The sequence below is a fragment of the Vibrio sp. R11-SG3-ISO9 genome, assembly GCF_059834255.1.
In genome coordinates, this window is record NZ_JCBDGU010000044.1 from 1 (window position 1) to 24,219 (window position 24,219).

Annotated in this window: 20 protein-coding genes; 10 read left to right on the forward strand and 10 right to left on the reverse strand. The window is 43.6% G+C overall.

The features are described from left to right. Positions 1 to 34: 34 nt before the first annotated feature. Positions 35 to 976 carry a LysR substrate-binding domain-containing protein gene (locus tag AC6R05_RS15740; RefSeq protein ID WP_500647959.1) on the reverse strand — a complete coding sequence of 314 codons (942 nt, stop codon included), beginning with the start codon at positions 974 to 976 and terminating at the stop codon, positions 35 to 37. 120 nt (positions 977 to 1,096) lie between these two features. Between AC6R05_RS15740 and AC6R05_RS15745 the strand changes: the two genes are divergently transcribed. From AC6R05_RS15745 to AC6R05_RS15755, 3 genes are read left to right on the forward strand one after another with little or no spacing between them, the layout of a single operon-like run. Beyond that, positions 1,097 to 2,533, forward strand: coding sequence for a Mur ligase family protein (locus AC6R05_RS15745; protein WP_500647960.1), 1,437 nt, complete (start codon positions 1,097 to 1,099; stop codon positions 2,531 to 2,533). Continuing rightward, positions 2,530 to 3,714 (forward strand): D-alanyl-D-alanine carboxypeptidase family protein, encoded by a 1,185-nt coding sequence (locus AC6R05_RS15750; RefSeq protein ID WP_500647961.1) that lies wholly within the window; start codon positions 2,530 to 2,532, stop codon positions 3,712 to 3,714. Before AC6R05_RS15745 ends, AC6R05_RS15750 begins: the two co-directional genes overlap by 4 nt. Next, a complete protein-coding gene (locus AC6R05_RS15755) occupies positions 3,714 to 4,940 on the forward strand; it encodes an MFS transporter (RefSeq protein WP_500647962.1) in 1,227 nt (408 codons plus the stop codon). Before AC6R05_RS15750 ends, AC6R05_RS15755 begins: the two co-directional genes overlap by 1 nt. Positions 4,941 to 5,036: 96 nt before the next feature. Here AC6R05_RS15755 and AC6R05_RS15760 read toward each other — a convergent pair whose 3' ends face one another. After that, positions 5,037 to 5,135, reverse strand: a complete 99-nt coding sequence (locus AC6R05_RS15760; RefSeq protein ID WP_500647987.1) for an AraC family transcriptional regulator — start codon at positions 5,133 to 5,135, stop codon at positions 5,037 to 5,039. A 75-nt stretch (positions 5,136 to 5,210) separates the two neighbouring features. Next, positions 5,211 to 5,819, reverse strand: a complete 609-nt coding sequence (locus tag AC6R05_RS15765) for a type II secretion system protein (protein ID WP_500647963.1) — start codon at positions 5,817 to 5,819, stop codon at positions 5,211 to 5,213. Positions 5,820 to 5,997: 178 nt separating this feature from the next. Between AC6R05_RS15765 and AC6R05_RS15770 the strand changes: the two genes are divergently transcribed. Both AC6R05_RS15770 and AC6R05_RS15775 read left to right on the forward strand, forming a co-directional pair. Then, positions 5,998 to 6,870 carry a PhzF family phenazine biosynthesis protein gene (locus AC6R05_RS15770; RefSeq protein WP_500647964.1) on the forward strand — a complete coding sequence of 291 codons (873 nt, stop codon included), beginning with the start codon at positions 5,998 to 6,000 and terminating at the stop codon, positions 6,868 to 6,870. Positions 6,871 to 7,215: 345 nt separating this feature from the next. Beyond that, the gene (locus AC6R05_RS15775) at positions 7,216 to 7,650 is read left to right on the forward strand and encodes a helix-turn-helix domain-containing protein (protein WP_500647965.1); all 435 of its coding nucleotides are present in this window, start codon (positions 7,216 to 7,218) and stop codon (positions 7,648 to 7,650) included. 915 nt (positions 7,651 to 8,565) lie between these two features. Here the strand turns inward: AC6R05_RS15775 and AC6R05_RS15780 are convergent. Then, positions 8,566 to 9,600, reverse strand: a complete 1,035-nt coding sequence (locus tag AC6R05_RS15780; RefSeq protein ID WP_500647966.1) for a methionine synthase — start codon at positions 9,598 to 9,600, stop codon at positions 8,566 to 8,568. Positions 9,601 to 9,618: 18 nt separating this feature from the next. Then, a complete protein-coding gene (locus AC6R05_RS15785) occupies positions 9,619 to 10,593 on the reverse strand; it encodes a DUF1852 domain-containing protein (RefSeq protein ID WP_285401159.1) in 975 nt (324 codons plus the stop codon). A 314-nt stretch (positions 10,594 to 10,907) separates the two neighbouring features. On the opposite strand from AC6R05_RS15785, the gene AC6R05_RS15790 reads away from it, so the two are divergent. The 3 genes from AC6R05_RS15790 to AC6R05_RS15800 all read left to right on the forward strand — a co-directional run bounded on the left by AC6R05_RS15790 (position 10,908) and on the right by AC6R05_RS15800 (position 13,531). Then, positions 10,908 to 11,747, forward strand: a complete 840-nt coding sequence (locus tag AC6R05_RS15790) for a sulfite exporter TauE/SafE family protein (RefSeq protein WP_500647967.1) — start codon at positions 10,908 to 10,910, stop codon at positions 11,745 to 11,747. A gap of 35 nt (positions 11,748 to 11,782) precedes the next feature. Further along, positions 11,783 to 12,229 (forward strand): GNAT family N-acetyltransferase, encoded by a 447-nt coding sequence (locus AC6R05_RS15795; RefSeq protein WP_500647968.1) that lies wholly within the window; start codon positions 11,783 to 11,785, stop codon positions 12,227 to 12,229. Between the two features lie 150 nt (positions 12,230 to 12,379). Beyond that, positions 12,380 to 13,531 carry a tyrosine-type recombinase/integrase gene (locus tag AC6R05_RS15800; protein WP_500647969.1) on the forward strand — a complete coding sequence of 384 codons (1,152 nt, stop codon included), beginning with the start codon at positions 12,380 to 12,382 and terminating at the stop codon, positions 13,529 to 13,531. Positions 13,532 to 13,561: 30 nt separating this feature from the next. On the opposite strand, the gene AC6R05_RS15805 is transcribed toward AC6R05_RS15800, so the two are convergent. Then, positions 13,562 to 14,170, reverse strand: coding sequence for a TetR/AcrR family transcriptional regulator (locus AC6R05_RS15805; protein ID WP_500647970.1), 609 nt, complete (start codon positions 14,168 to 14,170; stop codon positions 13,562 to 13,564). Positions 14,171 to 14,330: 160 nt separating this feature from the next. Between AC6R05_RS15805 and AC6R05_RS15810 the strand changes: the two genes are divergently transcribed. Both AC6R05_RS15810 and AC6R05_RS15815 read left to right on the forward strand, forming a co-directional pair. Next, positions 14,331 to 15,557: an efflux RND transporter periplasmic adaptor subunit gene (locus AC6R05_RS15810; RefSeq protein WP_203347287.1), complete on the forward strand. Its 1,227-nt coding sequence runs from the start codon at positions 14,331 to 14,333 to the stop codon at positions 15,555 to 15,557. A 13-nt stretch (positions 15,558 to 15,570) separates the two neighbouring features. Beyond that, positions 15,571 to 18,753, forward strand: coding sequence for an efflux RND transporter permease subunit (locus AC6R05_RS15815; protein ID WP_150873281.1), 3,183 nt, complete (start codon positions 15,571 to 15,573; stop codon positions 18,751 to 18,753). A 97-nt stretch (positions 18,754 to 18,850) separates the two neighbouring features. Here the strand turns inward: AC6R05_RS15815 and AC6R05_RS15820 are convergent, their stop codons facing one another. From AC6R05_RS15820 to AC6R05_RS15835, 4 genes are all read right to left on the reverse strand, one after another. Beyond that, positions 18,851 to 21,973, reverse strand: coding sequence for an HD domain-containing phosphohydrolase (locus AC6R05_RS15820; RefSeq protein ID WP_500647971.1), 3,123 nt, complete (start codon positions 21,971 to 21,973; stop codon positions 18,851 to 18,853). A 346-nt stretch (positions 21,974 to 22,319) separates the two neighbouring features. Next, positions 22,320 to 22,817 (reverse strand): DUF2867 domain-containing protein, encoded by a 498-nt coding sequence (locus AC6R05_RS15825; protein ID WP_500647972.1) that lies wholly within the window; start codon positions 22,815 to 22,817, stop codon positions 22,320 to 22,322. A gap of 393 nt (positions 22,818 to 23,210) precedes the next feature. Next, positions 23,211 to 23,696 (reverse strand): GrpB family protein, encoded by a 486-nt coding sequence (locus AC6R05_RS15830; RefSeq protein ID WP_500647973.1) that lies wholly within the window; start codon positions 23,694 to 23,696, stop codon positions 23,211 to 23,213. A gap of 48 nt (positions 23,697 to 23,744) precedes the next feature. Then, positions 23,745 to 24,191, reverse strand: a complete 447-nt coding sequence (locus AC6R05_RS15835) for a GNAT family N-acetyltransferase (RefSeq protein ID WP_500647974.1) — start codon at positions 24,189 to 24,191, stop codon at positions 23,745 to 23,747. Positions 24,192 to 24,219: the final 28 nt, after the last annotated feature.

Genomic DNA, 24,219 nt, shown 5'->3' on the forward strand with positions numbered 1-24,219 from the left:
ATACCTGCTTGTCTCAAGGTGTTCAGTGCTTAGTTTATTGTTCGGTATTACGCAGCCTTGAAACTTTCTCCGTAACGACTTCTTTAACCAAATCTGATAACCATGTAATTCTTGGATGCGAACTGTCGGCGCTTAGTGATACTAATTCGACGTCGAAATCAGGTATATCGATAGGCGGTTCGCAAAGCGTCAACGAGTCATCGATTAGATCAGTTCTACCCACCATTTCAGCCATTACGGCTAACGTTTTTCTACCTGTCAGCATTCTTCGTATGGTTAAGAATCTTGTTGTACCTAATACAACATTTCGTTGAACCCCTAGCTCTTCGAGTGTTTGGTCTACACGAGTAGTAAGCGCTTGGTTCGCCGTAACGATCATTTGTGGTGTCTCTAAGTAGGTTTCTAATGAAATGGGCAAATCACTACGTAGGACTTGATTATCAAAAGTACAGAGGTGCTTTTCTCTATATAGAAATGTACTTTTTAACTTACTGGGTAGATCGGAAAATACACCAATGCACACATCGACATTTCTAGCTTCGAGTTCCGTAACACAATTCCCAGTATCAACGGGTTTAAAGATCACTTTCGCATTGGGTGCTAAGCTTTGTAACTTGTCGAAAAGCTGAGGTGCAAAGATCTGCTCAGCATAATCGCTGAATCCCACCTTGAAGGTTCCACTGAAGTGATGTGGTTGGAAACCGTCAACGTTCAAAATATCTTCTTTAAAGATTGTCATGATCTGCCTTACTTTAGGCTCGATCTCGTGTGCTCTTGCCGTTGGTCGCATCGTATGACCATCTCGTTCAAATAATGGGTCCCCGAGCAGTTCACGTAGTCTTTTCAAGTTATAGCTGGTAGCGGGCTGGCCTAGGTGGAGAGCCTCCGCTGCCTTTGAAACGCTACGATGGCGAAAAAGTGCATCAAAGGTGAGTATTAAATTCAAGTCGACTCGTTGCCAATTAATCTGTGCCATTGGATACCCCTCAATTTCTTTGTGTATCAGTCTATTCGATACGGAATATAGAATCATTCGATTTCATTAATTAACTGCGCATTTCTATACTTCAGGCTGCTTTGGATTAAGGAGTTTGAGATGCCGACCAGTTTAATCTCTCAACAATTAGAGATATTAGCTTCATTGGAAGTGAAGTCATTCAAGACAAGAAGTGATGACGTAGAGCCAAATGATGTGTTTGTTTGTCGCTATGGCCTAACTCATGATGGTCATGATTTCGTGCAGCAAGCGATTGAAAATGGGGCTATTGCCGTTGTATCGAATAAGCCAATGACGCTACCGATACCGACGTTGGTGACGGAAAGTTACTATCAGTCTCTAGCGCTTATCAAAACCTTCTATAAACACCCACACCGTAAAATGCGCCATATTGGAGTGACCGGCACTAATGGTAAAACGACTGTGTCGCATTGCCTCAACCAAATTCTCAATCGCACCAATCGAAGTGCATACATAGGGACGTTAGGTGCACAACTCAATGATAAAACGGTCCCAACTATCAACACCACGCCTGATGGTGTTGCGCTACTTAACATGTTTCATCAGATGCAAAGTGTTGGGACAGAATTCAATGTGATGGAGATGAGTAGCCATGCTCTCTCGCAAGATAGAGCTGGGTTTATCTCTCTTGAGATGGGAGTGATCACCAATATCGGGGAAGACCACATGGATTTTCACCGCACTAAAGACAATTACGTGCAGGCTAAACTACAAATAGTCGATCGCATTGCTCCCAATGGCACATTAGTGGTGAACCTTGATGACCCTCATGCTGCCGCTGTGATGGAAAGAGCCTCAGGTCGAGCTAAGGTTGTGACATTTTCAATGCATGATTCGAGTGCCGATGTTATCGCGACAAAGTGGGAACCATCGGCGCGTGGGATGTACTTTGGACTGAAGATTGGAAAAGAGAGCCAAGAAGTCCGCTCTCCCATGCCTTTTAAATACAACATTGAGAATGCACTAGCAATCACGTGTGTACTTTATTCATTAGGTTGGAGTCTGAAGCAAATTATTGATGCTATCCAAGACGTTGTTATGCCCGACGGACGTGCTCAATTTTTGTCGTTATCTAATGGGGCGATTGGGCTGGTTGATTATGCTCATAACAGTGACGGATTGAGAGCGCTATTGACTGCAGCAAGACAAAAAGCGAGCCAAAGACTGATTGTTGTCGCAGGCGTTACAGGGGACCGCATACAACAAGCAAGCCTCATCGGTTCAATATGTACCGAACATGCGGATCTCGTAATTTTTACATCTGATGATCCAATGGGCGTTTTACAAAGTGAGTTGTTTAGAGTGCTGCGTTCAAAAGCCAAAGATAAGCCAGTTTTTGAAGTCAATGACAGAGCAGAAGCGATAGCCCTCGCCAAGCAGATGAGCGAGTCTGGAGACTTAATCGTTGTCTGTGGAAAAGGGAACGAAGCGTTTCAGTATGTTAATGATGGGAAGTCGTGCAAGCGCCCTTACATCGGTGATGTAGCAGCACTGAAGCAAGAGGTAATGGCATGAATGTGTTGAAGTCTTTTCTTATCTTAATGGCCTTTGCATATGCTGGGTCCGTTAATGCGGTCATTATCCCTAACGCACCTGTTTTAAGTGCAAAAGGATATATCTTAATTGATGCAAATTCTGGTGATGTTTTGGCTGAAAGTGATGCAGATGTCCAAGTCGCACCAGCAAGTCTCACCAAGTTGATGACTGCTTATGTTGTTGGGCAAGAAATTGTTAATGGGCGCCTAGAATGGGATACCTCAGTAGAGGTAAGTAGAAAGGCGTGGTCAGCTAACTTCCCTGAATCGTCAAAAATGTTTATCAAACCGGGAGACGATTTAAATGTTCAAGATTTAATGCAAGGGCTGATCATTCAATCTGGTAACGATGCTGCAGTCGCGCTTGCTGAACATGTCGCAGGAGATGAGATCGCCTTCGTTAGCTTAATGAATGGTTGGGCACAGTCCCTTGGTATGACAAACACTAACTTTATTAATGCCCATGGCTTAGACGGGGAAAGCATTGCGACAACACCACGAGACATGGCTACGTTATTAAAAGCCGTGATTAATGATGTCCCAGAGGTTTACTCTCTCTACAACAAACGTCGTTTCACTTGGAACGGAATAGAGCAATACAACCGCAACAAGTTATTGTGGGACAAAACGTTAAATGTTGATGGCGGTAAGACAGGTTACACAGAAGCCGCCGGGTATAGCTTGGTCTCGTCAGCAACACAGGGGCGTATGAGGTTGATATCTGTTGTTATGGGCACGGCAAGTGCTCAAACTAGAGTCAATGAGTCGCGACAATTATTGAATTATGGTTTCCGTTTTTACGACACATTACAAGTCGGTAAGAAAGGGGAGGAGCTTTACCGAGCAGAGGTTTGGAAGGGTGACGTGAATGAAACATCCGTCCAATTTGATGAAGATGTATTTATCACACTGCCTAGAACCCAGGTCGCCTCGGTAGAGCAAATCCTTGAGATCAACGAAACACTAATGGCTCCGGTTAAAGTAGGCGATGCAGTCGGTGAGGTGGTTTGGAGTGTCGAAGGTCAACCGATTAAAAGAGTGAACGTAGTTAGCGCTGATAATATTGAACAAGGCACCATGTTCAAGAGGGTCAAAGATGCGGTATTACTTTGGTTAAACTCATTGCTTAAAGACGTGAAAAGCTTAGTGGGAGAGTGGTGATGAATTTACCTGTTTCTTGCAATAGTATCTGGAGCAACAAAGATTACGTCCGGCTTCTTACAGCTCAAGTCACATCTCTTGTTGGTACTGGGCTGAGTTCGGTATGTCTTGCTTTGTTGGCCTATGAACTTGCTGAAAGTGACGCGAGTATGGTTCTGAGCATCGCCTTTGGCCTCAAAATGATCGCTTACATTGGTCTGGCACCGGTGTTCGCTTTTTTTAGCCGTCGATGGCCAAAGAAGCAAGCCCTTGTGGTTCTCGATATCGTCAGGGCTTGCCTTTTCGTTGCGTTGCCGTTTACTGATCAAGTTTGGCAAGTCTATGTTTTGATGTTTGCGATTAACGCATGCTCAGCTGCATTTACGCCTTTATTCCAAGCGACCCTGCCCACGGTATTACCTGACCGAGAGCAGTACACAAAGGCGTTGTCTTACAGTCGGGTCGCTTATGACTTAGAACAGGTTGTAAGTCCTGTTTTGAGTGCAGTGTTGCTAACGATGATGACCTTTCGACAACTGTTTTGGATCGATGCATTTACGTTTGTTTTTTCAGCAGCTTTGATTCTAATGTGTTTCATTCCATATGATTCATCAAAGCTTGCCGAGAAACAGCGACTCAACATTAACACGCTGTATAAAGGAATCTTGGCGTATTTAGCAATCCCGCCATTACGGAGATTGTGGTACGCCTACTTGGCCGCGGCTGCTGCCAGCGCTATGGTGATAGTTAACACGGTCGTATATGTGCATGACATTCTACACGGTGGTGATAGTGAGACAGCTTTAGCATTACTCGCGGTAGGAGCTGGCTCGATGTTGATTGCATTTCTACTACCCAAACTCATCGCCAATCAGGAACCGCAGCGATATCATATCCATGGGTTGTGTGTAATTTGTGTCGCATTTTATCTCGGGACGTGGTTACCAAGTTGGCTTGGGTTTATCGTAGTTTGTTTCTCGTTAGGGATAGGGATGTCTTTAATACAGACGACTTCTGGCTTGATCATCAATGACGCATCATCTGGACAAGATGCAAGTCAATATTTCGCTGCCCACTTTTCATTGACTCATTTTTGGTGGTTATTGACTTACCTTTTCGCTGGAATATCGGCGACCTATTTAGGATTGGCAGGTGCTTACTGGGTGATGTTGTTTATCGCCTTGATCAGCAGCGCTATCTATATTTATCAGCTACTTAACAGTGCTAGTTCCAAATCTATTGGGTGACAATAGAAATATTGGAGAGCATAAGCTTCATCCGTTTTGCTTATGCTCTTTGGTGATAGTCTTGTGGAGTGTTGATGAACGGAGTGCTCTCGATGACTAATCTTTAATATTCGCAGTGCGGTACTCTGATGGGGTCATTCCGACTTTATTCTTAAATAATCTTGAGAAGTAGTGAGGGAGTATGCAAATTCTAATTTAGAGAAGAGCTCTAATGCACCATAACTAATTATTTTCACTCTAATTTGACCATCCAAAGACGAGGCGTCTAAATTATTCTGGTAAAGGGTAGTCGTCACCAATTTTACACACTAGGCTTCCCACCATAGCTTTTTCAAATCGAATGGTACCCTTGGCGTCTGAATCCGCTGTATTCATCTCGCCATCAATCATGTGATTGACCTCCTGAGCCGCTCCGAGTGGAACCAACCAAATACAAGCCGCCAGTGAACATGCCTCAGATGAAGGTTGACAGCCCGTTTCAGAGCTTCCTCTCACCCATGAACTGTCTTTTTCTTTGAGCAGGATCTGTGTCGCGATATAGTCAGGATGGCTAATGTACTGGTTCCCCCCAATCCAGGTATCCTCGAAGGGTAGGTATGGTCCTTGCCACGTGGATAATCCGGGGTTCTCAATAAGGTTGTTGATATTCAAATAACCAAAGTTAGCGTCAGTATCCAAAGTAATGGGTGGCAAACTACCGTTGTCGACGGCATATTGGTGCGTTGCGTCTAATACTTGGTCAAGGTAGTTGACGATTAGCTTTGCTTCTTCAGTCTCAGACTCATTGGAACTGAACGCTTGGCAACCGAGTAGACTAGCCACAATTAAAGCGGCGCTAGCTACTGCAATTTTCAATTTTGTCACTCGAACTAAAGACACAATTAAAATCCTGTTATTTGTAAAGCTGTGGCAAAAGGGAGATATATATTCAGAGCGGTGAATTTATATCAGAACATACCTAAAATTGTCACAAGTTTGTAATTAAACAGCGAATTTGCACTTCCCCAACTATGCCAGTAAGTTAGTCATCAAAGACAAAACAAGGTGTTTAGGATTGATGGAAAACATAGAGGTATTCTTAGTTAACGCATTTACTAAGGATGGAAGCGGAGGAAACCCAGCGGGTGTCGTTCTAAATGCTGATCGTCTCAACGATGCAGACAAGCTACACATCGCTCAGGTTATTGGTTACTCAGAGACGGCGTTTGTAAGTAGCGATGAAGAAGTAGACTTTGAAGTCTCTTTCTTTACGACTACTGGTGAGGTAGATTTTTGTGGCCACGCGACGTTGGCGACATTTTCTGTATTACATCAGAAAGGTTTTATCACAGACGGTCAATATCGTCAGAGAACCAAAGCAGGGATATTACCTGTATCGGTCAACGCTCTGGGCGAGGTCACCATGGAGCAGGCTTTACCAACGTTTGGGCGTACCTTTTCAAATTCCGAAGTGGCCGGTTTAATTGGCATCGATGAAAACGTGTTGAACTCTTTAAGTTTGCCAGCACAGGTGGTATCGACTGGTTTACCTGATCTTATTATCCAAGTACCTAAAGGGTATCTCGATAAAGTAAATATCGATGAAGCAAAGTTGATTGAGTTCTCTAAAGATCACGAACTAGTTGGCGCTCATGTCTTTGAGCTGTCTGATGGCACCGAAGTAACCGCAAGCTGCCGCAACTTTGCGCCTTTGTTTGGTATTTCAGAAGAATCAGCAACGGGCAGCGCGAGTGGCGCACTTGCTTGTTATCTAGATAAGTATTTAGCGACCGAACATTCACGCTCATTCGTTTTTGAGCAAGGCCGCGTCATGGGTGCCTTGTCGCAGATTTTCGCTTCAGTAGAATCAAACGAACATGGTGTTCAACGAGTTAAAGTTGGCGGTGTCGCGAATGTCATAGGCTCAAAGATTGTAAGTCTACAAGACTAAACATCACGAAATCTTGCTCAGATAGATAACGTAAAAATGTTGCTGTTCAAGAATGCCCAGCATTTGCTGAACAACAACATTTATGGTTATTATCTATTTTATGGTAAATCGACTTATTGTTAAATTTTAATAAGTTAGAGAACCAAACGAGCTAAATTCGGAGCGTTCAATATGAGCAGGAGAATGGCTTAGTTACAGGGTTTTATCGACCTAAATATTAAAAACTACTATTTAACATAATGTATCTAATACGCAGTAAGTTTGTTATAACAAAGCGAAAATGTCCTAATATTACCAAGTGAAAATGTCCTACATTTCCTTGGAGGTTTGAGGATGCTAATCACTATGAACGACCGTGAATTACAAAGACAGACGATAATCCAAGATGTCTTACACCATAACCTAAGCCGACGCGACGCTTTAAAGTTATTGGATTTAATTTATCGACAACTCCAACGGCTCATTACTCGTTTCATTCAACAAGGTGCAGCTTCTCTCGCGCATGGAAATCGAGGCAAACCGTCTTCAAATCGTGTCAATGAAAGCGTCAAGCTGCAAGCATTAGAACTCATTCATCAGTACTATTCTGATTTCGGACCAACGCTAGCCCACGAAAAACTTCAAGAACTCCATGACGTCTCAGTGTCACTTAAGACTCTCCGACAATGGATGATCGCTGACGGACTTTGGACTCTAGATTCTAGACACAAGCCTAGAATCTATCTTATGGCCAATACCATAACGGTTAATATAGCCGAACCTACACTAAGTATGAAGTGAATATTAATGCATTTTAGAGCATAAATATTCCAGTGAGTTATTTGGTACTTAGACAAGACTCAAAAAATATTACGTACTTTCTACTTCTGAAGCTATACATGTGATTCAGGCAGTTCTGCACCAATTTGAAGCCATTCGATACAAATTAGTGGTTAAGTGACTGGCCATTTTGCGGCCATTTTACGGCCATTTTACGGCCATTTTACGGCCATTTGGGATTTTACAGGGTTTAATACGAATAATATTCTAGTGTGAGGATGCTTGTAGATGGCCATCATTTGGCCACGAACTGGCCACGAACTGGCCACGAATTGGCCACGAATTGGCCGCGAATTGGCCAGAGAGGTGATGTTTTTTCTAGTAAAACTCATTAAATCAAACGATTTTAGCAGGAAAAATATTTGAGACCCTTCTTTAAGATTTAGAAATTTTTACACTTCTAAACTTTAGAAATTTAGAAAGGGCTTCGCCTGAATTTATAGTTCAAAAATAATCTTGTCAAGTGGACAATGTTATTTTTGAGCGGGGGATGACGGGTGGCTGGGGCCGAGCGGTCGGGGGTGCCCCCCATGATGCGGGAGTTGATAGGGTGAGAGCTGGCTGTTCTCACCTACCCTCTAATGAATATTTAGCTCAGAATTCAGATTGAATTTCGGTTGGGTAATTTGCATTTTGATGCAGCGTCCCAATGATGCGCTAAACGAACTTTAAGACCGTATAAGTCTTGTATTTGCGAGTTAGCTCAGGTTCCGGTTTGGATTGCTCTGGGGATATTTGAGAAGTAATAAAGATGGCTTTTGTTTACTTGAGCGTTGGGGCAATTTTAAAATGCGCTGTGACCTATATGTAAGCTTTCATTCAAAACAAACTAAAAACGGGACTTCCTCAAGTCCCATTTTTCATAGCGTTTTGGTATTAAGCACCAGCTTCAAGTTCTTTTCGAACTATGGCAGCGCCAGCGCTTAATGCGTCCAACTTGGCATTAGCCACACTGCGAGATAATGGCGCCATACCGCAGTTAGTACATGGGTATAGCTTATCAGCGTCGACGTATTTGAGCGCAGTTCTTAGAGTTTCTGCGACTTCTTCTGGCGTCTCTATTTCATTGGTCGCAACATCAATTGCACCGACCATGACTTTTTTACCGCGAATCAACTCAAGTAGTTCTACTGGAACATGGGAGTTGTGGCATTCCAAAGAAATGATGTCGATCTTCGACTTCTGTAACTTTGGAAATACCTCTTCGTATTGTCGCCACTCAGAGCCTAGGGTTTTCTTCCAATCGGTGTTTGCTTTGATGCCGTAGCCGTAACAGATGTGAACGGCAGTTTCACACTTAAGGCCTTCGATTGCACGCTCTAAGCATGCGATACCCCAATCATTAACTTCATCGAAGAATACGTTAAACGCCGGCTCGTCAAACTGGATGATGTCGACACCAGCCGCTTCTAACTCTTTTGCTTCTTGGTTAAGAATTTTAGCGAACTCCCACGCTAGCTTTTCACGGCTTTTATAATGGTCATCGTAAAGCGTATCGATCATCGTCATTGGGCCAGGAAGCGCCCACTTAATCGGTTGTTTTGTTTGCGAGCGTAAGAATTTCGCATCTTCAACAAAAACAGGTTTTTGACGTGACACTGGACCTACGACTGTAGGAACACTCGCATCGTAACGATCTCGGATTTTAACGGTTTTTCTGTTTTCGAAGTCAACGCCACTCAAGTGCTCGATGAAAGTCGTCACAAAGTGTTGTCGTGTTTGCTCACCGTCACTGACGATATCGACACCGGCAAGCTCTTGAGATTGTAATGAGACACGTAAGGCATCCTGTTTACCATCGATTAGTTCGTTACCTTGTAACTTCCACGGTGACCATAACTTTTCAGGTTCAGCGAGCCATGAAGGTTTTGGTAGGCTGCCTGCGGTAGAAGTTGGTAGTAATTTTGACATATGAACAATCCCCTAGCCTTAAGCGAAATTCGCAGACCATTGGTCTAACGTGTGTTGGAACGGTTTGATAAAGTGCTCTTCAGCGAATTTACCTTGCTTGATTGCTAGCTTGCTACGTTCTTCACGGTCGTACACGATTTGTGTTAGTGAGTGATCTGAGTTCTTCAAGTTTGGTTGGTAACGATTACCAGCAACCGCGTTCGCATTGTAGATTTCTGGGCGGTAAATCTTTTGGAAAGTTTCCATTGTACTAATTGTGCTGATCAGTTCTAGGTTCGAGTAGTCGTTAAGCAGATCGCCAAAGAAGTAAAATGCCAACGGAGCAACACTATTTGGCGGCATGAAGTAACGCACTTCTAGGCCCATTTTCTTAAAGTATTGCTCAGTTAAAGATGATTCGTTTGGCTGATATTCGAAACCTAACACTGGGTGTTGGTTGTCTGTGCGTTGGTATATTTTATTATCTGACACACTTAGGCAGATAACAGGTAGCTTTTTAAAGTTTGCTTTGTATGTGTCAGACTTAATGAACGATTTGAATAAGTTGCCGTGTAGTTCACCGAAATTATCAGGGACGCTGAAGCCAGGTTTATCTTTATTATGCTCTAACAATAAAACACTAAAATCGTAATCTCGCACGTATGAAGAGAAGTTATTCCCTACTACACCTTCAATGCGTTCATTGGTCGCGTGATCGACAATGTTAGTTTTCAATACTTCGATAGATGGGAAGTTTTCACCTTTGCCTTCAATGTCGATATCAACAGACACGATCTCTAGTTCGACAGAGTAGCGGTCTCGATTTGGGTTGTCCCAGTTTGCTAACGCATTGAAATTGTTGTTAATCATATTCAATGCGTTACGTAGATTTCTCTGACGGTTCTCACCACGCGCTAAGTTGGCAAAGTTGGTTGTAATACGCGTACTGTCTGAAGGGTGGTAATTTTCATCAAGTCCGATGCTTTTAATCGTAAAGTTAAAATCAGTAGTCATGTTGAGCGGTATCCTATTTCCTGAGTTGAAAGCTTATTTCCTTACTCTCTCTAGGCTTTCTGGATTATTTTTATAGTCCCAGTCATTAGTCACCACAGCTCTATTTAATAATTGAATAACTTCAAATGCCAATATAACTGTAATTGTTTCGCTAGATTTAGAGAAGAGTCTATTTTATAGCTCGAATCTAGGTTCGAAAAACAGTGGTAATCCTTCACATTGATTATGAGAAATATTCATGTAGTTATAGGGTGGCATTGATGTGCTACTCAGTTATATTACTTTATCCGTTTTGATGATTTGCTTTATATGGAATGCAAACCCTAACAATTAATAGGAGATTAAGGGTGAGTGAAATAGTACTGATATTGTGTTGTGCTGTGTTAGGTAGCGGCGTTGGTTTCTTAGCTGGGCTATTGGGTATTGGCGGTGGTCTAGTCATCGTCCCAATCTTGAGCATTATATTGCTGCAATTTGGCGTTTTGCCATCTGATCAAGTTGTGGTCGTGGCTATTGCAACTTCTTTGGCGTCAATACTCTTCACTTCAACTTCTTCTGCTATAGCTCACCATAAAAATGGCAATGTGCCGTGGGACATCGCACCATGGATTATGGTTGGGGTTGCTTCGGGCGCACTTATAAGTGGCTTTATGGCTGCGCAATTGCCAGACCAAGTCATTAGAACCATTTTCGCAGTGAGTGTATTTCTTATCGCGGTTAAAATGTTCCTTAGTAGCAAAAGCGACAATGCACCTGAACGTACCTTACCTAATAAAGGTGTGCTTACTGTTCTTACCACTATTACTGGGGCGTTGTCTGCGATGATCGGTATCGGTGGCGGTGCTCTTTTGGTTCCTTTGTTGTCTTTCTTTTCTGTTAACGTCAAAAAGGCGATCGGTTGTGCATCGGCATGTGGGATCATCATCGCGCTGTTTGGGTCTGTCGGTTACGTGAGCTCTGGCCTTCCTTACTTTTCGTTGAGTGATGGTTTTGCGGGATTTGTTTACTTGCCAGCCTTGCTTGGTATTGTTTCGACGTCATGGTTCACTGCACCATTGGGAGCAAAGGCAACCAATCATCTTCCTGTAGCCACGATTAAGAAAATTTTTGCAGTACTTTTAGTTGTGATGGCCGCAAACATGGCGTTTAATTAGTGTCTTAAGTTTTAGCTGTATACGAGGAGCTCTTCTTGGAATTTAAAGAAATCGAACCTAGCGAGGTTCCTTTTGATTTGCTGTTAGAAGCGGATCCATCCGAGGCGAGTATTTCCTCGTATCTATATGATTCTTGGTGCTTTATTGCTTGTGATAATAATGAAGTACTAGGAGCTTGCATTGCTAAACCACTCACTTCTACCACTGTTGAGATTTTTAATGTTTCAGTTCTGCCCAGTCATCAACGTCTTGGTATCGGTACAGAACTTTTAAAGTCGGTGCTTGCAGAGTTACCAAAAAAAGGTATCACTCGCATAGAGTTAGGAACGGGTACCTTTGGCTATCAATTAACGTACTACCAGAGATTGGGCTTTCGCGTGGATTCGGTATCTAAAGACTATTTCCTCATCAATTACAGCGACCCAATATTCGAAAACGGTATCCAGCATAAAGACATGCTTAGGCTGTATATTAATCTCTGATCATCATATCAACTTACCATTTCGGCTCATTGTCTAATTAACAGACGAAACTCACCTCGTTTGATGGAGTTTTTTATGTCGATCGTCGCTCTAATTACATAGTGTGATATAATTACAGTTATATCACACTATGTATCTAACATTGGTACCATGACGAACTCGAAACTCCCAACTCAACGACAAAGCCAAGTGACGCTGTCACCTGAACGTTCTCATCAAGAAACTGTCCAGCAGTGGGAAAAGCAAAAAGAGAAGCTCAGTCGTTTTAAACTTAACTTCCCAAACCTAAACGAGAGTTTTGACCCAAATTGGACTGAGTTACCTCTGGTGCGAAAGAACTTAGATGAGTTCGAAGAAAACCGTGGCGGGTTGAGTATTCACACTTTAAAGATGTTAGCGTTCGTTGTTCGTAAATGGGATGACTACTGTAAAGGCCAAAACGTTTATAGCTTTCCTATCTATGCCCCTGTCCTATTAACTTGGTTCAAATCGCTTAAGCTAGAGTTCGATGTAAAGATTAATACGCTTAAACAATACCGAGCTCAGCTCAGCCTATTCCATAAAATCATGAATACGGATGACGTGACTAAACTACCAGCCATTGCCACATTCTTTAAATCACTACCAAAAGATGAGATGGAAATTACGGGTTCACAAGTTATCGAACTGCAAGCTAAACCATTTCGAAAGCACCATTTGCTGAGATTGATGGATTTATGGGGTAATGAAAAACGGGCAGTTCCTTATCGAGATCTCGCGGTTCTTACCGTTGCTTATGGTACCCTACTTCGTGAAGGCGAAATCGGTAAAATACGCAAAAAGCACGTTAAGTTTCTTGAAAATGGCGACATTAACATCGAACGCGTTACATCTAAAACCACAATCAGTCCAGAGCCGAAGCGATTAACAGGCCGATTTTCAGCGATTGTAAAACGCTATGTTCAAACCTATTGCCAGCCGCTGGATGAAGATGATTTTATCTTTTGTTGGCTAACCGTTAAAGGAGCAAGGCCAGCAGGCTATCGTCAAACTCCGATGTCGGGCATGACTATCGACCGCATTTATCAGCGCGCCCATGATCTTCTTGCTGACTTAGGTGACGTTGTCACATCAACAGAGGCGCATCGAAACATATGGAGTGGGCACTCTAGCCGTGTCGGTGCATTACAAGATGGTTATCATGCAGGTTTAAATTTAACCCAGCTCATTCAACTTGGTGATTGGAAAAGTAATGAAATGGTACTTCGCTATTTGAGAGGTTTGAATAACCAAGACAGTCCAAACCTCATGCTCCAAGGTTAAAACGAATCCCCTTAACCTTTAATTAAAACATTAGTTTAAGCAGAATGCGTGTAAGTCTTTTATTCCGAGCTCCGCCACAGCAATAATCATGTCTGGTGATACGTCATCCATAGAGTGAACAGACAAGCCATTAAGAAAAGTGGCCATGAAATGTGTCATAACTTGTGGATCTGCAGATTCAATTAATTGGCCTTCATTTTGAGCCTTTGTGAACCTTGCTAGCAATATTTCACCCATCTCTTTTCGACAATCCATCATCGCCTGTTTTATCGGACTAGCATCAGTACTACATGCCAAGGCGCCCTGGATCATCAAACAACCTTTTGGCTTTTCTTTACAGCTATGCGCTTGTGCGCTCCCAATGATGATGTCCGTGATCACCTTACGTATATCAGCCTGTTCTAAGGCCTGATAAAAATATTCTGATTCACGGGCTTTATACATTTCTACCGCTTTAAGAAACAGTTGTTCTTTGTTACCAAAGGCGGAATACATGCTGGGTTTATTGATGCCCATCGCCTTGGTCAAGTCAGAAAGAGATGTTCCCTCAAACCCTTGTTCCCAAAACACTTTTAATGCTTCTTCTAACGCCTTTTCTTGGTCAAAACTGCGTGGTCGACCAGCTGTACCGACTACCATAATCTAACTACCACTTATTCGTTCAATCCCCTAAATGGTAATGCGGCAGGCATACGTTGTCCATATGTTGTAACCATTCATTCTATAAATTTCACTTGATCAATATCAAAAGTCAGGATTATTATACCGATCGGTACAAAACTAACATAAGGATAGCGAGATGGTAGGCAAACACCTTAGAACGCCTCTTCTACTAATCTCATTTGCAGCGCCATTGGTGTTGTCTGGATGTCAAGATTCACGCGCCGAAGCACCAGCATCAGCGCCGCCACCACCAACGGTTGAAGTGGCACAAGTGCTTGTAGAACAGGTTACCGAACTTGATCAATACACTGGTCGATTAGAATCACCTCAAACCGTCACCGTGATGCCTCGTGTGTCGGGTTACGTAGACCGTGTTCACTTCCGAGAAGGCCATCTCGTAGAAGCTGGAGACGTGCTTTTCTCAATCGACAATCGTTTGTTTGTTGCTGAAGTTAACCGTTTGAAAGCGGAACTTAGCAGTGCTCAAACAAGCTTGAATCAAGCAATCAAAGATTATGAACGTGCACAAAGACTAAGCAAAACCAAAGCGATTTCACAAGAGACCGTTGATGCACGTTTTGCGGATCAACAGCGTAGTGTTGCAAGTGTTTCAGCTCTTAAAGCTGCTTTGGCAAAAGCAGAACTAGACCTTGAATTCACTCTGGTTCGCGCGCCGATTGCAGGCAAAGTTTCTTTCGCAGAAGTGACCAAAGGTAACTATGTAACTACGGGTCAAACCGTTCTTACGTCACTGGTATCTACTTCGAAAATGTACGCTTATTTCGACATTGATGAGCGTAGTTTCCTTAAATATCAAGAGATTAATAACCTCATCTCAGCGGATGGTGAAATTGAAAATGTCGTCCAAATGTCGTTAGCTAACGATACCGATTTCCCTCATATCGGTTACATCGACTTTGTAGATAATGCGATTGACGAAGCAACGGGAACCATTCAAGTTCGCGCCGTTTTTGATAATGCGGATAAGAAATTTCTACCGGGTATGTTCGCGAAAATGCGTATCGCTGGCTCGGATAGCTACCAAGGTGTGTTGATTGATAACAAGGCGATTGGTACCGACCTCAACAACAAGTATGTCTTGGTTTTAGGCGATGACAATATTGTCCAATACCGAGCAATCTCTCTTGGTGAAGGCCTTAACGGTCTGCGCATTGTATTGGATGGCCTAAAAGGCGACGAAAAGATTGTCGTTAATGGCTTACAACGCGTTCGTGCCAACATGCCTGTTACACCTGATGAAGTTGCAATGGCTGATGAAAACACCCTTGCCAATATTCGCCAGCAACAAGCATTACGAGACCAGCAGCGCAGTGAGCTACTGACTCTGCAAGTGAAGCAATAAAGGAACCGTTGCAATGTTTTCCCAGTTCTTTATTCGTCGGCCGATCTTTGCATCCGTGCTGTCGATACTCATATTCATCGGTGGTGCATTGTCTGTATGGCAACTGCCAATCACTGAATACCCTGAGGTTGTTCCTCCGACTGTCGTTGTAACAGCGACTTACCCGGGTGCGAACCCGAAAGTGATTGCGGATACCGTCGCGTCTCCACTCGAAGAAGAGATTAATGGCGTAGAAGACATGCTTTATATGTCTTCCCAAGCGACTTCAGATGGTGTGATGACGTTAACCGTCACCTTCGCCATTGGTGCCGACGTCGACAAAGCGCAAACCCTAGTTCAAAGCCGTGTTGATCGTGCCCTACCTCGTTTGCCTGAAACTGTTCAGCGACTTGGTGTTGTGACGGAAAAGTCATCACCAGATTTAACCATGGTCGTTCACTTGGTGTCGCCTGATGAGCGCTATGATTTACTTTATCTTGCGAACTATGCAGCGCTTAATGTTAAGGATGAACTTGCCCGAATCGAAGGTGTGGGCGCCGTTCGCCTGTTTGGTGGTGGCGAATACAGCATGCGTATTTGGCTTGATCCAAACAAGGTCGCAAGCCTAGACCTCAACCCTAGTGAAGTCATTTCTGCGATTCGCGAACAGAACCAACAAGCTGCAGCAGGTAGCCTTGGTGCTCAGCCAAGCGGCTCGTCAGACTTCCAGTTGCTTATTAATGTCAAAGGACGTTTAAGCGAAGTTGAAGAGTTCGAGAACATCATCATCAAGGTTGGTGAAGATGGTCAGATCAACCGTTTGAAAGATGTCGCTCGTATTGAATTAGGTGCCGAAACCTACTCACTTCGTTCACTACTTGATAACCAAGACGCCGTTGCCATTCCAATCTTCCAAGCTTCTGGCTCAAACGCGATTCAGATCTCTGATGACGTAAGAGCGAAAATGGAAGAGCTGTCAGCTAGCTTCCCTCAAGGTGTGAGCTACGAGATTGTTTACGACCCAACGGTATTTGTTCGTGGTTCTATTGAAGCGGTCGTGCAAACACTGCTTGAAGCGGTATTACTTGTTGTACTAGTTGTTGTTCTGTTCTTGCAAACTTGGCGCGCATCGATCATCCCATTAGTTGCGGTTCCAGTTTCACTAGTCGGTACATTCGCTTTCATGTACTTAATGGGCTTTTCTTTAAATGCTCTGTCACTATTTGGTCTGGTACTTGCTATCGGTATCGTTGTTGATGATGCGATCGTGGTGGTCGAAAACGTTGAGCGAAACATCGAAGAAGGTCTTGCTCCAATCGCGGCGACAGAAAAAGCGATGCGAGAAGTTACAGGCCCAATTGTTGCAACTACGTTGGTGCTCGCTGCGGTATTCATCCCGACTGCGTTTATGTCTGGCTTAACGGGTCAATTCTATAAACAGTTTGCTTTGACCATTACTATCTCGACATTTATTTCGGCAATCAACTCGCTGACTTTGAGCCCTGCTCTTTCTGCTCTGTTGTTACGTGGTCACGACCAACCGAAAGATTGGCTAACCCGTGCTATGGATGGTTTATTTGGGCGCTTCGTATTTACCCCATTCAATAAGCTATTTAACAAAGGTTCTGTCGCTTACGGTTACGCGGTAAAGAAGAGCATTCGACTTGGCGCACTGATTGGTGTGATGTACGTTGGCCTGCTTGGCTTAACGGCTTACCAATTCGATCAGACTCCTACGGGTTATGTGCCGGGTCAAGATAAGCAGTACTTGGTTGCATTCGCGCAACTGCCAGACGCGGCTTCACTTGAGCGTACCGATGCGGTGATTCGTGAGATGTCTGAGATTGCTTTGGCGCAACCAGGAGTTGAACACTCAGTGGCCTTCCCAGGTCTGAGTATCAACGGGTTCACCAATAGTCCGAATAGCGGCATTGTGTTCACTCCGTTAGCTGATTTCGACGAACGTCAAGATCCGAGTCTAAGTGCAAATGCGATTGCAGGTCAGCTGAACCAAAAATTTGCTTCTATCCCTGATGCATTCATCGCAATCTTCCCACCACCACCGGTTCAAGGTCTGGGTACGATTGGCGGTTTCCGTTTGCAGATCCAAGATCGAGCGAACCACGGCTACGAAGCACTATACGGTGTCACTCAACAAGTCATCATGAAAGCATGGGCTCACCCAGCGCTAACTGGTGTGTTCTCGAGCTATCAAGTGAATGTTCCGCAGTTAGACCTAGATGTTGACCGTACAAAAGCACTCAAGCAAGACCTATCATTAGACGATGTTTTCTCTACTCTGCAATCCTACATGGGGAGCACGTACGTCAATGATATCAACCGCTTTGGTCGCACATACCAAGTAAACGTTCAGGCCGATGAAGAGTTCCGCCAAACACCAGAGCAGATTCGACAGCTAGAAGTTCGAAATGCGAACGGTGAAATGATTCCTCTGGGCGCGTTTGTTGATGTGAATTACAGTGCTGGTCCTGATCGTGTGATGCACTACAACGCTTACACCACAGCAGAAATCAATGGTAGCCCTATGCCAGGTTTCAGCTCAGGTGAAGCGCAAGCGGCGATTGAGCAGATCCTTGCAGAAACACTACCGATTGGCATGACTTACGAATGGACAGAACTGACCTACCAACAGAAATTGGCCGGTGATACAGCTATGTTGATCTACCCATTGGTTATCTTGTTGGTGTTCCTAGTACTTGCTGCGCAATACGAAAGTGTACGTCTTCCGATGGCAATCATCTTAATCATTCCTATGACGCTTCTATCGGCGATCAGCGGCGTGATTCTATGGGGTAGCGACAACAATATTTTCACTCAAATTGGTCTAATCGTACTGGTTGGCTTGGCAACTAAAAACGCCATCCTAATCGTAGAATTCGCCAAAGAGTTGCAAGACAAAGGTCGTACTGTAATGGAAGCAGTGCTTGAAGCATCACGCTTACGTCTTCGCCCAATCTTGATGACGTCGATTGCTTTCATTATGGGTGTAGTTCCGATGGTGTTCTCTACCGGTGCAGGTGCCGAGATGAGACAAGCAATGGGTATCGCTGTGTTCTCCGGCATGATTGGTGTAACTATCTTCGGTCTGTTACTTACGCCACTGTTCTACTACGTATTGGCTAAACGTACACCTAAAGAGCAGAGTGATAACACAGAGCAAGTTGCACTAGAGCCGATTAACGAATCCACTGTCTAATCCTTTATTTTGAGTGATTAGAAAGGCAGCCCGTGCTATTTGGGGCTGCCTTTTTTTCGTTAAGGATTCAACGGCAATTCCAGCCGTTATTTTTTGCTCAGTCTAGAAACTGTTGAATATCGTCGACGTCCATTAACTCTGACGATAAATACCGCTCTGCATAGTTGCGATAAACACCACTGGTTAACAGTAGGTGAAAAATCTCTTTATCGATATGTTCATTCTCCGCCATTTTAGAAAGGATGCTGATCGCTTCACTCAATGGTTTGGCTTTTTTGTATGGTCTATCTGAGGCGGTCAACGCCTCGAAGATATCAGCCACAACCAGTATTCTTTCTGGAATCGATAGTTCACTTTCATCCAAACCGCGTGGATAGCCAGTCCCCTTTAAAGTCTCATGGTGGGTCGTCGCATAGCGCGCAACACGCGCCAATTCAGGTGGGAATGGGATACTCTCGAGCATTTTGATGCCACTGATCATATGCTCATTGATTTTAAAACGCTCTTCGTTGGTCAATGTCCCGCGTCTAATCGAAAGGTTGTATAACTCACCATGGTTATAGAGCTTTTCAGGAACCTTCATGTTGATGCCATACTCTGCTAGATTCACAAATGGGTGGTCTCTCTCAATCACATGCTCCAAACGATCCGTGAGCAGTTTTTCTTTAGCTGGCGTTGGTTGAGGTTGATATCTAGTCTCTTCAAGTGGCGACAATCCAAGCCCTGAATCGAAATAGCGAGTCCATTCAGTTTCAGCAAGTTGTTGGATGCGCTCTACGTCTTCGTCAGACATAAACTCTTTACCAACATTCGCATTGGCCACAAAAGCAAACTTTTCACGAAGCTCTTGTAAGTCAGAATGTAATACATGTTCTAAATCGATCTCTTGGTCTAGGCGTGATAAAAGGTATTCGATCTGCGCATCTCTCCACAGCACTTCAAAGCGCATCCGTACTTCATGAATACGGTTGTAGTTTGTTTCAAGCTTACTCCCCTTATCGACCACATACTCCGGCGTTGCTATCTTGCCGCAATCATGTAACCAAGCAGCAATTCGAAACTCACGTCTTTCTTCATCGTTTTCAAACTTAAAATTGGCGAACGAGCCGTGAGTCGATTTCTCAGCCGCTTCACTTAACATTAAGGCTATCTCAGGTACGCGGTTACAGTGACCTGCTGTATACGGAGATTTTTCATCGATCGCCCGTGCGATCAACTGGATCATCGATTCGAAGAACAAGTTCTGTTGCTCTTCAAAGTGTTTCAACGAGTTACTACCTCGCGTTACCGATAAACCTAATTGGTGGATCTCTTCAATACGACTATGAACCCGTTGCACCTTATCGTATTGACGATTGCGAACGAACCTAACTTGTTGGCGAAGTAGATTAATTGGGTTGGCAATCGGTGCTGCCATCGCCCACGCTAGTGGAATCAGCAGCAGCAGCACAAAAAATGAGCCACCCACGGAATACCAAGTTGTCTCTCGAACGCCGGCCATGATGTAAGATTTAGGAACGAGCACAGCAAAATAACGCTCATCTTTGTAGGTTAGCTCCGAGGTATAGAGATACTTTTCAATGCCGTTGATCGTTACAAGCTCTACCGTTCCTCGCTGTGACAAAGTGCTCGTTAAATCGAGAAGCTCAGGATAAGGCAAGAACGTGTGGGTGGACTGAACAGCTTTTGAAGAGAACCATTTATCTTTGAGCTCTTGTCTGTGTTCGTCACTGAATGAAGCAATAGCGAGATTGATGATATCAACCACATCGCGATACTCATCTCTTACCGCAAAGTAGATTTCCCGTGACAGGACTGGAGATTCGATAGGTATCACTTTTAGGTTCTCGCGAAACTTCTCACGAATTTTAGAAAGCAATACCTGCTTGAGGTCCAACACCGCATCGATCCTTCCCTGTTGGAGATCGTCAATGGCCGTGTGTAACGAAGAGTATGAAGTGAAGCGTAAATTCGGATGCACCTGCTCGATATTGTCTTGAATACTCCAACCTCTCAGTATCCCAATTCGCTTATCAGTAATATCTTCAAACGTCTGAAGTTCGTCGTTATCGCTGTTCATCAAAAGTGCAAAGTTAACTCGGTACAATGAGTCACCAACCACACTGGTTTGGTCAAAGTTGGTGGGATCTGATAGTGAGTGGAGAATATCAATATTTCCTACGTCAAAATCAGTAACCAGATCATCCCAAGAGCCGTCATTTACAAACTTAAATTTCAACCCTGTCATCTCTGAAATTACTCTAAACAGATCGATAGCAAAACCATTTGGGCGCCCTCCTACTGTATAGTCCAACGGTGCCCAGTCATGCTGATTCGATACTTTTAGCTCTGGCGTTCTTTCTACCAAGCGCTGTTGCTCTTCAGAAAGTAGGATAGGACTTACAAGCGGGATACTGTCATCAATTTCGAACGCATGATTCGTTGCGATAAGACGGCCATCACTCCTAAAAACAAAAGCCTGTGCTTGTGGTTGCTTTTTGTTTTCGACAAAACGATTGGTTAAACGAGATTCCAAGGAAGACAATAAAACATCGACACCGACAACAATATCGCTACCACTGACCTTGAACGAAAAGGTCTCACCGGTAAGTTTTAATGTGTTGAAAAGGTATGGGGAGGTATTATAGATCCGCTCTGAATTCGCATTTTTATACCAGCTACGCTGCGTAGGAAGAAAGTTGCTGTACTCTTTTTCACTTTGGCTAGGTTTAAATGATTGGTCGTAAAAAGTGGATGTTTTAGTGCGCTCTTTGCCCTCACCTTGATGAACAATGACCAACCACTTGTCATTCTCGCTGGCGCCCACTCTTTCTCTTATGTCAGATGACTCCAAATGAATAATTTGCAGAAAGTCGTTATTCGATTGAGCAACGAAAATGCTATGAAGGCTTGGATCTCTTAGTAACAACTTGGATAAGGGCAGCGCAATGTTCTCCGTAGGAACGTCTGTGCCAATGAGCGTAACAAGTTGACCACCGCTTCGCGCCACGTTCTCAGCGACATTTTGAAGGTTTGAAAAATAATCGGAGATACCGGACGCAATCGTCTGATAACGCGTTAAAGTGTGTTTCAGTTCTGTCTGACTGGCGAAGTAGTATTGTAGAGAAATAGCGACGCCTGCCGTCGTAAAAGCGCAAAATACGAACATTAGGCCCAAAACAACTCTCAATGAGATGCGACGATGCGTTCTCTTTTCCATGTCTATATTCCGCAATTCCACTATGAATCAAAACCAACCTAATCCTACGCAGGCCACGTTTATCGAGTCGGCAGAGCATCAAATCTGTCACTCGAATAAACTTAATTATGGCCTCAATATGCAAAGTATGGAGCACATAGTTTAGATTGTACGAAAGACTAGCTGATTTATACGAATCAATTAGTTTATCGGATTAATAGAAAATGGTTTCTGTTTAGAAAAGACTATCCATCGGGCTATGTAGCATCTTTTGTACAACACCACCCAGAGATAATGATGGTCGGGATTGAAGCGATTTTGAATAGAGTTGCAGTCAATATCTGGTAATGAACATGAGCCTCGATTGTTATGTCTGCTCTAGCGTTTTCAGGGAGCTAGGGACAATGATCTTATGCACTGGAGCCACGAAGAACATGTACGCTTTACCCCACCAGTTGTGTACGTGTACTACTGTCGTTGCATGAACGGTCACTTTCTCCCTTTGAGGATCCAACAAAAATGACACTCTCACGTCCAGATGCTTGTCACGATCTTCCAGCACGATCTCACTGTCTGTATTGCTTACCAAAGTAAAAATACCAAGGCGATCGCCAACCTTAAGGTTATCTGGCTCTATATCCATTGCTGCATCTTGTAGCCGACCTAAGTGCTTTAATCCAAACATCGACACGACCCTATTTCTCATGGCCATCAAGAAGGAAATCCAAGCGGGTGTTTGTTTCGCTATTTCAAGGTAAACATCGAGGGCAGTTTGGCCCTTGTTGGGTACTTCACAAGAAAAGCTATCTGCGAAATATGAGCCTTTCGCATAGCTAAACAACGCAGAGTTTTGAGGAATTTCCATATCTCATCCTTGAACAGAAAGCTAATTTAGGTCTCGAACAACGCTGTAAAGAAACGAAGTTCCAGCTTTAGATATTAAAAAGGCGCTTTGCTTGATTATAAAAGAAGCTAACCATCGTTCCTGCCACAATAAACAAGCTTAAATCGATAATGGCATACTTGAAACTGAACGGGTCAGAGAACAGTTGATAACTAAACCCGAACTGAGAACCGATAAACTTAGCCAAAACAACGGTAGCTATAACAAGAACAATATTCACTTTTCCACCTTAAACTAACTATTGGACTGGAACTCACTCCATCAGCCCAATACAGCCCGCGTCATGGAATACACGTTAACATCGACTCGAAGCATTTCGCGCGATCAAAAGGGAGAAATAGTAAGCCTTGCGAATCAGATCAAATTACTTTTTTGCCCGAGTACGCATTCTACAAATGCTGATTTTTTGCGGCGATAGTCATCATGAGACCACCCCTCACAAGACATTTTTAGTTCATTATACTGGTGAACCAACTCAGGGTTTTGACGAAGTTGGTTTCTAAAGCTCACAAACATCTCAAACTCAGGTCCATGTGCGACGACTTGAAAAGCAACATCCTCACCTGAATAACTTTCAAGCATGCACAACTCTGGTGTTCTCAACGTATCGGTTTTTTCTTTAAAGCCTAGGTTGGAAAGTAGTTTTACCGCTCTCTCCAATTCGCTACCGTCAACACCAACCAATATGTCAAGATCACCCTTAGATACAGCATTAGGAATTGAAGATGCTCCAACATGTTCTATCACAGCATCTGGAAGTAAAGCTGCTATTTCACGTACATACTTACAAAAAATATCCTTGCACGCGGGCTGATATTTCTCTGCTTTGTAAAACTTCATACGTTCTCCAAGAAGCGATTATATGATTCGAAGTGCTTAGAAACACTCCTAACTTGTTTTAAACATGCGGGTAAGTTGATGGCGCATTTCTATTAGTTGATGTTCACCGACAACCTCTACTTCCTGTACGAAGTTAAAGCCAAATTTTTCATAATAGTTTCGCAGATAGCTATGCGCATGAATTTCAATTGACTCAACGCTTTGCTGTTCAGCGTAGTTAACCAACACTTTCACAACTTCTGACGCGATACCCTGACCACGGTATGCTTTTAATACGGCAACTCGCGCCATAACTGACGAACCATCTGGTTTAATTAGTAGTCGTGCTGTCGCTATCGCTTGATTGGCGTCCATAACGAGGGCATGAACTGAAGTAGTGTCTAGACCATCGAAATCCAGTTCATTCGGAATACTCTGCTCAACACTAAACACCTGAAATCGTATAGCCTGAGCTTGTTCGATAATCTCAGGAGACGTTCCAATGATCACTTCCATGTAATTTTTCCTTTTGAACAACTAAAGG

Coding starts and splice junctions, on each gene's coding strand:
- AC6R05_RS15830 (WP_500647973.1), bottom strand. CDS start 23,696: ATGAAGTTTTACAAAGCAGAGAAATATCAGCCCGCGTGCAAGGATATT.
- AC6R05_RS15775 (WP_500647965.1), top strand. CDS start 7,216: ATGAACGACCGTGAATTACAAAGACAGACGATAATCCAAGATGTCTTA.
- AC6R05_RS15740 (WP_500647959.1), bottom strand. CDS start 976: ATGGCACAGATTAATTGGCAACGAGTCGACTTGAATTTAATACTCACC.
- AC6R05_RS15820 (WP_500647971.1), bottom strand. CDS start 21,973: ATGGAAAAGAGAACGCATCGTCGCATCTCATTGAGAGTTGTTTTGGGC.
- AC6R05_RS15790 (WP_500647967.1), top strand. CDS start 10,908: ATGCAAACCCTAACAATTAATAGGAGATTAAGGGTGAGTGAAATAGTA.
- AC6R05_RS15815 (WP_150873281.1), top strand. CDS start 15,571: ATGTTTTCCCAGTTCTTTATTCGTCGGCCGATCTTTGCATCCGTGCTG.
- AC6R05_RS15780 (WP_500647966.1), bottom strand. CDS start 9,600: ATGTCAAAATTACTACCAACTTCTACCGCAGGCAGCCTACCAAAACCT.
- AC6R05_RS15750 (WP_500647961.1), top strand. CDS start 2,530: ATGAATGTGTTGAAGTCTTTTCTTATCTTAATGGCCTTTGCATATGCT.
- AC6R05_RS15800 (WP_500647969.1), top strand. CDS start 12,380: ATGACGAACTCGAAACTCCCAACTCAACGACAAAGCCAAGTGACGCTG.
- AC6R05_RS15810 (WP_203347287.1), top strand. CDS start 14,331: ATGGTAGGCAAACACCTTAGAACGCCTCTTCTACTAATCTCATTTGCA.
- AC6R05_RS15770 (WP_500647964.1), top strand. CDS start 5,998: ATGGAAAACATAGAGGTATTCTTAGTTAACGCATTTACTAAGGATGGA.
- AC6R05_RS15825 (WP_500647972.1), bottom strand. CDS start 22,817: ATGGAAATTCCTCAAAACTCTGCGTTGTTTAGCTATGCGAAAGGCTCA.
- AC6R05_RS15755 (WP_500647962.1), top strand. CDS start 3,714: ATGAATTTACCTGTTTCTTGCAATAGTATCTGGAGCAACAAAGATTAC.
- AC6R05_RS15835 (WP_500647974.1), bottom strand. CDS start 24,191: ATGGAAGTGATCATTGGAACGTCTCCTGAGATTATCGAACAAGCTCAG.
- AC6R05_RS15785 (WP_285401159.1), bottom strand. CDS start 10,593: ATGACTACTGATTTTAACTTTACGATTAAAAGCATCGGACTTGATGAA.
- AC6R05_RS15745 (WP_500647960.1), top strand. CDS start 1,097: ATGCCGACCAGTTTAATCTCTCAACAATTAGAGATATTAGCTTCATTG.
- AC6R05_RS15805 (WP_500647970.1), bottom strand. CDS start 14,170: ATGGTAGTCGGTACAGCTGGTCGACCACGCAGTTTTGACCAAGAAAAG.